Genomic DNA, 12381 nt, shown 5'->3' on the forward strand with positions numbered 1-12381 from the left:
GCACGGGCAAAACCGTGCTGGGCGACCGGGCGAAATCGGACGATACCGCCGCCACCGAACGGCCGATCAACCGTAACGGTCAGGTCGCCATCACCCGAAGCAGAGGCAACGTGGACGAACTCGTCGCCTGGCTGCGAGAGCGGCCATACTACGCGGGACAGATCCGCGACCATCGGCGCGTCGACGGTTGCGACCCCGACTTCGCCGACGTCGACCTCGAATCGCGACTCGACGGGGCGCTGGCCGAAGAGGGGATCGAGCGGCTCTACCGACACCAGGCCGAATCGATCGCTGCAATCAGGGAGGGCGAAAACGTCGTCCTCGCGACCCCGACTGCGAGCGGGAAGAGCCTCGCGTACACCGTCCCGGCCTTCGAGCGCGCGATGGATCACGGCGGTCGGACGCTCTATCTCGGACCGCAGAACGCCCTGATCGCCGATCAGGAGGCGACGCTCTCCTCGCTCGCGCGGGGACTCGGATTCGGCAGCCGGGTGTCGGTAGCGGAGTACACCGGCCGGCTCTCGAAGTCCGAAAAGCGCGACGTGCGGGACCGCCGACCGACGGTCCTGCTCTCGAACCCCGATATGCTCCACTACGGCCTGCTCCCGCACGCACACCGCCTCTGGGAGTGGTTCTTCGGCTCGCTGGAGACCGTCGTGATCGACGAGATCCACGGCTACCGCGGCGTCTTCGGCAGTCACGTCGCCCTGACGCTCCGCCGGCTGAATCGGCTCTGCGAGCGGTTCGGCAGCGATCCGCAGTACGTCTGCTGTTCGGCGACGATCGGCAACCCGATCGACCACGCCGCCCGCGCGACCGGCCGCGACGCGGACACGTTCCGCCTCGTCGACGAGGACACGAGCGCGACGGGACCGAAGCACTGGGTGCTGTGGAATCCACCGGAGTACGATGCCGAGGACGGGGGATCAGTCTCGGGAGAGACGGGCAGTGCTGGGGCCGTCGGAGGATCAGATAGCACTCCGGGAAGTGGCCGCCGCCGGTCCAGTCACGTCGAGACGAAGCAACTCTTCGTCGACCTCGTCGCCCGCGGGTATCAGACGCTGGCGTTCACCCGCGCCAGGCAGACGGCCGAGCGGTACGCCACCGAGAGCGCATCCGACCTCCGCGAGCGAGGCGAACACGACGCAGCGGCGTCAGTCACCGCCTATCAGGGGACGCTGCGGAACGACCGACGGCGCGAGATCGAGGCGGGCCTACACGACGGCTCCGTCCGCGGCGTCTGGTCGACGAACGCCCTGGAACTCGGCGTCGACGTCGGCGAACTCGACGCCGTCCTCATCGACGGCTACCCCGGCACGCGGATGTCGGCGTTCCAGCAGGCCGGCCGGGCCGGGCGCGGCGACGACGCGGCGCTGGTCGTCCTCGTCGGCGGCGAGGACCAACTCGATCAGTACCTGCTCCGACACCCAGAGGAGTTCTGGGACGGCAATCCCGAAAAGGCCGTCTGCGACCCCGAAAACGGGGAGCTGCTTCCTGACCACGTCGCCTCCGCCGCCACCGAGAACTGGCTCCGGACGGAAGACGAGGCACACTTCGGCGAGACGTTTCCCGACGTCGTGACTTCGCTCACGGCCGCGGGTCGGCTGGACCGGCGCGAAACGGACGAGGGGATCCGCTGGCTCCACGACGGCGATGGGAGCCCCCAACACGAGATGAGCCTGCGGACGATCGAACGCCGCGAGGTCGATCTAGTCGACGACCGCTCTAAGGAGGTGCTCGCGTCGCTGTCATTCTCCGATGCGCTCCGGGACGCCCACGAGGGAGCGATCTACCACCACCAGGGGACCACCTACGAGGTGCGGGAACTGGATCTCGATCGCGACACCGCCGTGCTCCAGCCTTCGTGGGCGGACTACTACACACAGGTTCTTCACGACAAATCGATGACAGTAGAGGCCGACCGGCGGGCCAAGGCGCTTTCGGCCCGCGCCGACGTCGAGGTCCGGTTCGCCGAGGTGACGATGCGGAAGCAGATCACCGGCTTCGAACGGCGCGATCCGCGCCGCGGCGAGGCCATCGGCCGGGAGACGCTCGATCTCCCGGAGACGACGCTGCGGACGTCGGCACTGTACTTTACTGTGCCCGAGGACGTCGAGCGCGAGATGCGCGAACAGGGCGGAGAGTACGGCTTCAACGGGGGCATCCACGCCGCCGAACACGGGATGATCTCGCTGTTTCCGCTCTCGTTTCTCTGCGACCGCGGCGACATCGGCGGGCTGTCGACTCCCTATCACCCGCACACGGATCGCTCGACGATCTTCGTCTACGACGGCTATCCCGGCAGCGTCGGCCTCACCGAGAGCGGCTACGAGGAGATCGAGACCCTGCTCCGTCGCACCCGGGAGATGATCGACGACTGCGACTGCGCTGACGGCTGCCCCGCCTGCGTCCAGTCCCCGCACTGCGGGAACGCGAACGACCCGCTCTCCAAGGACGAGGCGGTACTGCTGCTCGATGCGCTAACGCCGTGAGACGGCTCCGAGTCTCGCGCTCTGAGCGGCCGTGTCGACCGAACCGACGGTGGACGACCGGAGAGCGATAGAACTTTTAGGCCTGCCTAAAGAGACACAGGCGATGACCCAGGACGTCTGCGTCGTGGTCCCGACGATCCGCGACTACGACTGTATGCGCGCGTACTTCGAGAACGCACGCGAGCACGGCTTCGACCTCGATCGGTTGTTCGTCCTCCTCGTGACTGAGGACTTCTGTGACGTCGAGGCGATGGAACAGATGCTCGAGGAGGAGGGCGTCGACGGCGCCGTCTACGACGGCTCCCGCCGCGAGGCGTGGTTCGAAGAGCGCGGGGTGTCGGCGTACTCGCACCTGATTCCGGCCGCATCGCACGCCCAGACCAGTTTCGGCCTCTTGTATATGTGGGCCCACCCCCGGTTCGAGCGCGGCGTGTTCATCGACGACGACACGCTTCCACACCACGAGTGGGACTTCTTCGGACAGCACATGGACAATCTCGACCGGACGGACACAGTCGAGTCCGTCCGCTCAGACGAGCGCTGGGTGAACGTGCTCTACGAGCACGCCGACGAACACGGCCTCTACCCGCGCGGCTACCCCTACTCTGCGATGGAGGAGACCGTCGAAACGGGCCGCCGGGAACTGACCGACGTCGTCGCCTCCCAGGGCCTGTGGACGAACGTGCCGGACCTGGATGCGGTCCGGATCCTGATGGACGGCGACCTGCAGGGACAGGCACAGACCCGGACCGAAAAGGCGGACTTCGACGGCGACTTCGTCGCCGACCCGGGCCAGTACCTCACCGTCTGCTCGATGAACCTGGCGTTCGAGCGGGAGATCATCCCGGCGTTCTACCAGTTCCCGATGGACGAAAACGAGTGGGACGTCGGCCGCTTCGACGACATCTGGTCGGGCGTCTTCCTCAAACGGGCCGCCGACGTGCTGGGCAAGGAGATCGTCAACGGCTACCCGCTGTGTGAGCACAACAAGGCGCCGCGACCGACCTTCGACGACCTGAACAACGAGGTTCCCGGGCTGGAACTCAACGAACACGTCTGGGAAGTCGTCGACGACGTCGCTGCCGACGCGGACTCCTGGCGGGCGGCGGCCACCGCGATGGCGCGAGCGCTCGCCGAGGGCGACTTCTCGACGTGGAACAACGGCGCGTTCCTCAACCACTGCGGGGAGTACTGGCTCGACTGGCTGGACTGCCTGGCCGAACTTTCGGGTGTGACCGAGGAGCGCCGCCCGGAGGCCGCCCTCGCCGACGACTGACCGCGTATCGCAAGGCATAAACGCTTTAGGCTGACCTAAAACCAATATGAACCACACGAACGACACATCGCGATCCTCCACTCGGCGCCGCTTCCTGCGTGCGGCCACTGCGGCGGGGATCGTCGGGATGGCCGGCTGTAACACGCCGGGTGAAGGCGGTACAGCTACGGAAACAGAGGCGGGAACCGAGACAGCGGGCGACGGAGAGTCGCCGGAACAGATCGGCTCCGGACGCTCGCCGTTCGGGGACCGCGAGGTCGGCGGGACGTCGATGGCCGAGATGCCGGACCTCGAAGGCGAACTCACCCTCTACTCCGGTCGCGGCGAGGCGCTCGTCGGCGAACTGGTCGGGTTCATCGAGGACCAGTACCCTGATCTGACGGTCCGCCCGCTGTATAACTCCGCGGCGGAACTTGTCAGCCAACTCGAAACCGAGGGGGACAACAGCCCCGCCGACGTCTTCTACTCCGTAAACGCGGGTGCTCTCGGAGCGCTGGCCGACCGGGGCCGCACCCAGCCGCTCCCCCAGGAAGTCTTAGAGTTCGTCCCCGCGAACTTCCGGGACCCCGACGGCGCGTGGATCGGGACCTCGGGCCGCGCACGCTCGGTTCCCTACAACACGAACACGTTCTCCAATTCGGACATTCCGGACGGCATAATGGCGTTCCCGGAGACAGAAGCCTTCGAGAACGACATCGGCTGGGCGCCGACCTACTCCTCGTTCCAGGCGTTCATCACGGCGATGCGGATCCTCGAAGGCGAGGAGGCCACCCGCGAGTGGCTGAACGGGATGCAGGAACTCGGCGTGAGCCAGTACGGCGACGAGTTCCAGATCGCCCGCGCGGTGGCCGACGGCGAGATCGCCGCCGGCCTGACGAACCACTACTACATCCAGCGGGTCCTGGCCCGGCGCGGGACTGGGGCGCCGCTCGAAACCGCGTTCACGCAGAACGACGCGGGCGCGGTCTTCAACGTCGCGGGCGCCTGCGTCCTCGACACCGCCTCGGACGACACCCTGGCCGCCAACTTCGTCCGCCATCTCCTCTCGGCGGAGGCACAGGACTACTTCGCGCGGACGACCTTCGAGTACCCGCTCGTTCCCGAGGTCGAGCCGATCGGCCGCCTGCCGACGATCGACGAGTTGAACCCGCCGGACGATTTAGACCTCTCACAGCTGTCGGACCTCGAGACCACGATCGAGCTCCTCCGGGACACAGGCGTGCTCTGAGGGGTCCGGCGACCTCACGATGGCTACGGAGCACCGACAAACCGAGGACGACGCGCCCGACGAGGAGTCGCCGCTCCCGCTCGGGCTCTCCGTGGCGGCCGCTGCCGTCGCCGCCGCGGTGGTCCTCCCGCTTCTGTGGCTCGTCCGGACCGGGCTGGCCGTCGGCTTCGAGGAGGCGATCGCGCTGCTCACCCGTCCGACGACGCTCGAGGTGTTCGTCAACAGCGGGCTGCTCGTCGTGCTGTCGACGGCGGCCTGCGTGCTGATCGGCGTCCCGCTTGCCTACCTCACGGTCAGGACCGACCTCCCGTTCCGACGGTTCTGGACGGTCGCGGTCTCGCTGCCGCTTGTCATCCCGAGCTACGTCGGCGCCTTCGCGTTCGTCTCCGCCTTCGGCCCCCAGGGGGGTTTTCAGCGGTTGCTCGCGCCGATCGGCATCGAGCGCATTCCCGAAATCTACGGCCTCGAAGGGACGGTGCTGATCCTGACGCTCTATACGTACCCGTACGTCTACATCACCACGCGAGCGTCGCTGAAATCGATGGACACGACATTGGTCGACGCCGCGCGGACGCTGGAACACGACCGCTGGGAGACGTTCCGGCGGGTGACGCTCCCGCAGATCCGGCCGGCGGTCGCCGCGGGCGCGCTGCTCTCGGGCCTGTACGTGCTGGCGGACTTCGGGACGCCGTCGATTATGCGCTACGACGTCTTCACGCGCGTCATCTACGTCGAGTTCGGGGCGTTCGGCCGCGACACGGCGACGCTCCTGTCGTTGCAGTTGGTGGCGGTGACCCTCGTCATTCTCTGGCTGGAGTCGCGGATCCGCGGCGAGGAGCGGACGTCAGCGGGAGGTCGCTCGCGGGCGCTCGTGTCGCTCGGCCGGTGGCGCTATCCGGCGCTGGCGTTCGTCGTCACCATCGCCACGCTCGCGCTCGCCGTCCCCATCCTCATTCTGCTGTCGTGGCTCGGGACCGCCTCCACGTCGGTGAATCAATCGCTCGCGTTCCAGTGGTCATATGCGTTCAACTCGGTTACGGTCGCGGCCGCCGCTGCTGCGGTCGCCGTCGTCGCCGGGATCCCGGTGGCGTACCTCTCGGCGCGGCACGACGGGCTGCTCCCGACGGTCTTCGAGCGCATCTCCTACGTCGGATACGCTGTCCCGGGCGTCGTCCTCGGCCTCGCGCTCGTCTTCTTCGGGAGCCAGTACGCGACGCCGATCTACCAGACGCTGTATCTGCTCGTGTTTGCGTACGTGATCCGCTTTCTGCCGCAGTCTGTCGGCTCGCTCCGGGCCTCGTTCCTGTCGGTCGATCCGTCGCTGCCGGAGGCCGCCCGGACGCTCGGGCAGACCTCTGTCGGTGCGTTTCGGTACGTGACACTGCCGCTCGTCGCGCCAGGACTATTCGGCGGCGCCGCGCTCGTGTTCCTGACGACGATGAAGGAACTGCCGGCGACGCTGCTGCTTCGACCGTCGGGTTTTACCACCTTGGTCACGCATATCTGGACAGCGTATGAATCGGGGTACTTCGGACAGGCAGCGGTGCCGGCTTTGGTCTTACTTCTGGTCTCTGGGCTCTCGATGCTGGTAATTCTCACACAGGAGGGATACGATGTCAAATAGTACGCAGACGTCGGTTGATTCGGACGCAGAGCGCCGCTCGGAGACGGTCGTCGACGGCCCTGTCGAGGCGACGCCGGAATCGACAACGTCGGAGGACACTGACGACGTCGTCCTCGAACTCGACGGGCTGACGAAGTCCTACGGGACGGAGAACGTCGTCGAGGGGCTGTCGCTGACAGTCCGCGAGGGCGAGATCCTGACGCTCCTGGGACCGTCGGGTTGCGGGAAGACGACGACGCTCAGACTCGTTGCCGGCCTCGAACGGCCGGCCGGTGGTGCGGTCCGGTTGAACGGCCGTTCGGTCTCCGGCTCGTCGTTCGTGCCGCCGGAGGAACGCGGCGTCGGCGTCGTCTTCCAGGAGTTCGCGCTCTTTCCGCATCTCACGGCGCGGGAGAACGTGGCGTTCGGCCTGAAGGACCGTCCCGACGCGGAGGTCGACCGCCGCGTCGACGAACTGCTGGAACTCGTCGACCTAGAGGGACAGGGCGACAGTTACCCGGACCAGCTCTCCGGCGGGCAGCAACAGCGCGTCGCGCTCGCTCGCTCGCTGGCGCCCGAACCGGAGATACTGCTGCTCGATGAACCGTTCTCGAATCTCGACGTCGACCTCCGCGTGGAGATGCGCGAGGAGGTCCGCAAGATCATCAAAGAGACCGGCGTGACCGCCATTTCGGTCACCCACGACCAGGAGGAGGCGCTGTCGATCTCCGACCGCGTGGCCGTGATGAACGACGGCCGGATCGAGCAGGTCGGCGATCCGGAGGGCGTCTTCCAGCACCCAGAATCACGATTCGTCGCCGCCTTCCTCGGGTACGCGAGTTTCATCCCGGGCTACGTCTCCGGCGACGTCGTCGAGACGGAACTCGGGACCGTACCGCGCGAGCAGATCCACGGCCTCGCCCGCGAGTACGACCACACCAAGATCGACCTGCTCGTCCGCCCCGACGACGTGAGCGTCAAGCGTGTCGACGGACACATCACCGACTCGGCGTGCGGGCACGTCGTGGGCCGGCGGTATCTGGGTCCGACGTTCCTCTACGAGGTCGAACTCGACACCGGCGAGTCCGTCCAGTGTATGCACAACCACGACGAGAACATCCCCGAGAACGGGCCCGTCGAACTCGAACTCGACGCCGACCACGAACTCGCGTGGTTCCCGCGGGAACAGCGCCCCGAAGACGACTCGCGATACGGCGACTGAGCCGTGTCGTGGCGCCCCCTGGCGGTCGTTCGCGATCCGCGCGGTTCGCTGCGTCGATTGGCCGGTTCGCTGCGTCGATTGGCCGGTTCGCTGCGTCGATTGGCCGGTTCGCTGCGTCGGTGGGCTGCTTCCCTCCCCGGCCGCGCTCGCGAACACCCGGAACGCGTCGTCGCTGCCGCTTTGGTCCTCGCGGTCGGCGGGTTGATCTACTTCCTCGCGGTCGATCTCTTCCCCTACCACTCCGTCAACGACGACGAGGGCGTCTATCTGTATCAGGCGGCGATGCTGCTCAACGGGACCGTCTTTCTCAGACCCGGCGAGATCCCGTGGGAGGCGGTCCGGCCGTGGTTCTTCGTCGTCGACGAGGCCGGCGGCGAGATCCGAATGTACGGCAAGTACTCGCCGGTCGCGCCCGCGATCTTCGCCGTCGGGAGACTTCTGGGTGATTGGAACCTCGCACTCGCCCTCGTGGCGTCTGGGACCGCCGCGGGCGTCTACGCGCTCGGTGCCGCCGCGTTCGACCGGCGCGTCGGCCTGCTTTCGATCCCCGCACTCGCGGGCGCGCCGCTCTTCTTCCTCACGTCCGCGACGTTCCTCTCGTATGCGCCAGCGACGCTCCTCAACGTCGCGTTCGCCGTCACGTACGTCCGCGCGGCCCGGCGGGGAAGTATCCGCTGGGGTGCGGCGGCGGGGATCGCGGTCGGCCTGGCGTTCTTCTGCCGGCCGTACACGGCTGTTCTCTTCGCGCTCCCCTTCATCGGTCACACGGTGGTCTCGCTGGCGATCGGTGGGCGACGGTGGGGCTGGACGGCGCCCTTCCGCAGGGTGCTGACTCGTGCGCTCGCGATCGCGCTTCCCGGCGTGGCATTCGTCGGCGTCACGCTCGGCTACAACGCGCTCGTGACGGGCGATCCGCTCGTGTTCCCGTACGCCGCGTTCGCCCCGCACGACGGCATCGGGTTCGGCACGCGGGAGATCCTGAATTACGAGCGGGACTACACGCCTGCGCTGGCCGCTGACGTCACCCGTCGAGTGACGGAGTACTTCTTCACCGAGTGGGTCGCCGCCGGTCCGCTCGGGACCGCGCTCGCGGCCGTCGGCGTCGTCGCCGGGGCCTGGCGCAGGCGTGGGCTGATTACGGACGACCGGGCGAGCGGACTGCGGCGGCGGTTCGATCCCTCCGCGGGGATGGCCGACGGCGAGGTCGCCGCCGTCCTGTTTGCGGTCCTTCCGTCGGTGTTCATCGGGGAGGCGTACTTCTGGGGGACGCATAACGGCCTGCGGAACGGACTGATCGATCTGCTGGGCCCGTTCTATCACTTCGACGCGTTGGTTCCGGTCGCGATTTTCACCGCCGCGGGGACCCTCTTCCTCGTTCGTGGCGCCGGGTCCGTGCTCCGCGAGCGGACCACCCGCCGCCGGGCGCGGCTCATCGTCCTCGTCGGCCTCGTCGTCTCCGCGCCGGTCGTGGCATCTGCAGAGATAGCCGCAGTGGAGCGACCGCTCGACGCCAACGAACTGCGGACCGAGAATCTGGCGACCACGTACGAACCGTTCGAGGGCCGCTCGTTCGACGACGCCGTCGTGTTCACGCCCGATCCGTACGGCGACTGGCAGGCGCATCCGTTCCAGTATCTCCGGTCGGATCCGGGCTTCGACGGCGACGTCGTGTACGCCACCGACGGCGGCCCCGAGCGGGACCTCGCCGTATTGGCGGCGACGAACCGGACGCCGTATCGGTTCACCTATCGCAGGACGTGGACGGGCGCGGTCGCCCCGGTGAACCCCGACGTACAGCGCCTCCGCGTCCTCGACGGGGCGTCCGTAAAAGCCGAGACGCAGGTGGGCGTGCCCGCGCAGGCGACGAGCGCGAGCGTCCGTATCGAGACGCCGGAAGGGTACGCCCGGTATTCGGTTCCGGACGCCGCCCGGTCGAACGGGACGGTCTCGATCGACTGGGTGATCGGTCCGGAGACGGCGCGGGCGAGCAATCTCCGGTTCGAGGGAGGGTCGTCCGAGACGGACGGAGACGCTGAGGAGGGCGGCTCAGCCGTGTCGGGTGTCCCGCTGGCTGCCGACCGCGCGGAGGTCGATCTGGTGGTTACCTTCGTCGGCGTCGGCGGGTCCAGCGTCACCTATCGGCAGGAGGCGACGGTCGCGGCCGGCGGCGATGGCGTCCGGGTGGTCTGGCCGCCGGAAACGCGCGTCTGTCGGCTGACTGCCGAATGCGGATACGAGGGGACCTGGGTCGGCCCCGACGGCGACTACGTCGCTGGTGTCTCCGTCGAGACCGACGCACGCGTGGCGGCGCAGGAGTCCGCTGCGAGCTAGCCCCCGCTCTCAGAGCGGGCCAGTGAAGCTGATTTCGAGGAGCCCCTCCTCGATCGCAAGCCGAAGCCGATCGTCGAGCGGCAGCTCGCTCCAGTCGTCGGGGCGGTCGGCTTCCGGAATCTCGTCGAGCCGCGCCACCAGCGACTCGTGGATGAACCGCCCGTTCAGTCCGCAGTCCGGGCAGGTCAGGATGATGAGTCGGACGCGGTAGGGCCGATCCTCGAGACGTCCGCAGTGCGGACACACGTACGATTCGGTCACTACGTTTCGCTACGGACCGAGGTAACTCGTATCTGTGGGTCGAAACGCCGTCCGGGCGCGGCCTCACGAAGCTGACGTCCCCCGTCCGTCTCGAAACCGGAGTCGCCGCCCCGTTTCATCCCGCGTGGAAGACGGCGACATCGTCGATTTCGAGTCCGTCGGCGGTCAGAAGCGATTCACCCGTGACGAGGTCAGTGTCGTCCACCGATTCATCGAGTATCACTGTCGCGGGCGACTCGCCGAAATTCAGGACACACACGTAGGCGCTGTCGTCGAGTTCCCGTCGGAAAGCGACCGCACGATCGGTGTCGGTCTCGTATGAGACCCGTGAGAAGTCGCCCGCCGTGCCCAGTGCGGGAATCTCGTCGCGGAGGTCCAGCAATCGCTCGTAGTGCTCGCGGAACTCCTCGCGGGCGTCCTCCCAGGCGAGCGCGTCGCGGCGGCCGCGCTGCCCGAGTTCCTGGCCGCCGTAGAGCATCGGCACGCCGGGGAGCGTGACGAGCGCGCCCGCGGCAGTCATCGCCGCCTCGTCGCCGCATTCGACGACGTAGCGCGTCTCGTCGTGGTTTTCGATGTAGAGCATAAACGCCGCGTGCGGCGGGAACCCGATCTCGTCGCGGCCCTCGATCGCATCGAGGATGGCGTCGGCGTCGGCGTGACCGCCGCCGACCTGCCGCAGCGTGAAGTACAGCGTGGTGTCGAAGTGCATATCGAACATCCCGTTGTGGAAGTCGGCGACGTAGGGGATGGTCTCGTCGAGGAGCAGAAATTCCGGATCCCGCGATTTCACCCGGTCGCGGAGCTCCTGCCAGAAGGTGTTGGGGACGGCCCACGCCATATCACAGCGGAAGCCGTCGGCCACCTCGAACCACGTGTCGACCGCATCCAGCAGGTGGCGCCGCACGGCGAGGTTCTCGAAGTTCCAGTTGGCGATGTACTCCCACTCGAAGTACGTCTCCGGTTCGCCGCTGTCCTGCCAGTCGTACCAGTCGTAGTACTCCGAATCTGGATTGCCGTACGCATCCTGGAAGAACGGGTGATCGCGCGCGGAGTGGTTCAACACGAGATCGAAGAGCACCTTCATCCCGCGGTCGTGTGCGGCCGAAACGAAGCGCTCGTAATCCTCGCGGTCGCCGAGGTCCTCGGCGATGCTGAAGAAGTCGGTGATGTTGTAGCCGTGGGGCGCGTGGTCGTTCTGCAGCACCGGCGTCAGCCACAGGCAGTCGACCCCGAGTTCTTCGAGGTAATCCAGGCGGTCTGCGATCCGATCGAAGACGCTCCGCCCGTCGGTGGAGGTTGCTGTCGCGCTTCCGTCACTCTCGGTGCCCGTCTCGCCTCCGGGGCCGTCCGTCTCGCCTCCGGGGTCGCCCGTCTCGCCTCCGGGGTCGCCCGTCTCGCCTCCGGGGTCGCCCGTCTCGCCTCCGGGGTCGCCCGTCTCGCCTCCGGGGTCGCCCGTCTCGCCTCCGGGGCTGTCCGCCTCGGTCATCTCTTCGTCGCCGAGGAAGCCGCGGACGTAGATCTCGTACAGTGTCACGTCGGTCGCCCACTCCGGCGGATCGTTCGGCCGCCGGGCAACGAAGGCATCAGTTCGGATTTCGCCGTCGTCGGCCGTCGTGTCTGTGGGCTTTGTGACCGTCCGGCTCTCCCCGCCATCGACGACGACCTCGCGGGAGAAATCGATCGTGTCGGGGACGCTGTAGGTATCGCCGACCGCGACGCCGTGAACGCGGACGCGGTCGCCGACGGCCGAGATCGGGATCCGAAGCTCCCGTCCGTCGCGGCGGATCGCGCCCTCCTTGACCTCGTCGCGGTCGTCGACGAGGAATTCCACGTCCAGGTCCTCGCCGGCGTGCTCGCTCCCCGGGTGTGGCAATAGATTCGCCCAAACGACCAGTTCGTCGCCGTCGACGGTGCCGTGGAGCTGCACCCGCGGTCGTCCGCCGGTTTCTGTCCCGGAACGTGCGCCCG

General features: G+C 67.6%; 9 protein-coding genes. 7 read left to right on the top strand and 2 right to left on the bottom strand.

Going from position 1 to position 12381, the window contains the following annotated elements; genetic code table 11:
- Positions 1-110 precede the first annotated feature (110 nt).
- From RJT48_RS19715 to RJT48_RS19740, 6 genes are all read left to right on the top strand, one after another.
- Positions 111-2492 carry a DEAD/DEAH box helicase gene (locus RJT48_RS19715; RefSeq protein ID WP_311174070.1) on the top strand — a complete coding sequence of 794 codons (2382 nt, stop codon included), beginning with the start codon at positions 111-113 and terminating at the stop codon, positions 2490-2492.
- A gap of 103 nt (positions 2493-2595) precedes the next feature.
- Entirely contained in the window at positions 2596-3768 is a 1173-nt protein-coding gene (locus RJT48_RS19720) for an alpha-1 4-glucan-protein synthase (RefSeq protein ID WP_311174071.1), read from the top strand.
- 46 nt (positions 3769-3814) lie between these two features.
- On the top strand, positions 3815-4996 hold the full coding sequence (locus RJT48_RS19725) for an extracellular solute-binding protein (protein WP_311174072.1): 1182 nt from the start codon (positions 3815-3817) through the stop codon (positions 4994-4996).
- Between the two features lie 19 nt (positions 4997-5015).
- Positions 5016-6620 (top strand): ABC transporter permease, encoded by a 1605-nt coding sequence (locus tag RJT48_RS19730; RefSeq protein WP_311174073.1) that lies wholly within the window; start codon positions 5016-5018, stop codon positions 6618-6620.
- On the top strand, positions 6610-7821 hold the full coding sequence (locus RJT48_RS19735; protein ID WP_311174074.1) for an ABC transporter ATP-binding protein: 1212 nt from the start codon (positions 6610-6612) through the stop codon (positions 7819-7821). The genes RJT48_RS19730 and RJT48_RS19735 overlap by 11 nt, the downstream gene beginning before the upstream one ends.
- 3 nt (positions 7822-7824) lie before the next feature.
- The gene (locus RJT48_RS19740) at positions 7825-10152 is read left to right on the top strand and encodes a DUF7846 domain-containing protein (RefSeq protein ID WP_311174075.1); all 2328 of its coding nucleotides are present in this window, start codon (positions 7825-7827) and stop codon (positions 10150-10152) included.
- A gap of 9 nt (positions 10153-10161) precedes the next feature.
- Here the strand turns inward: RJT48_RS19740 and RJT48_RS19745 are convergent, their stop codons facing one another.
- Positions 10162-10413: a hypothetical protein gene (locus RJT48_RS19745; protein WP_311174076.1), complete on the bottom strand. Its 252-nt coding sequence runs from the start codon at positions 10411-10413 to the stop codon at positions 10162-10164.
- A 115-nt stretch (positions 10414-10528) separates the two neighbouring features.
- Positions 10529-11677, bottom strand: coding sequence for an alpha-amylase family glycosyl hydrolase (locus tag RJT48_RS20855; RefSeq protein ID WP_425604745.1), 1149 nt, complete (start codon positions 11675-11677; stop codon positions 10529-10531).
- On the opposite strand from RJT48_RS20855, the gene RJT48_RS20860 reads away from it, so the two are divergent.
- The gene (locus tag RJT48_RS20860) at positions 11600-12289 is read left to right on the top strand and encodes a hypothetical protein (RefSeq protein ID WP_425604746.1); all 690 of its coding nucleotides are present in this window, start codon (positions 11600-11602) and stop codon (positions 12287-12289) included. The two genes, RJT48_RS20855 and RJT48_RS20860, sit on opposite strands and share 78 nt — an antisense overlap.
- The last annotated feature ends 92 nt before the right edge of the window (positions 12290-12381 follow it).

It is taken from the genome of Halobellus ordinarius (assembly GCF_031823395.1).
Taxonomy (GTDB): domain Archaea; phylum Halobacteriota; class Halobacteria; order Halobacteriales; family Haloferacaceae; genus Haloquadratum; species Haloquadratum ordinarius.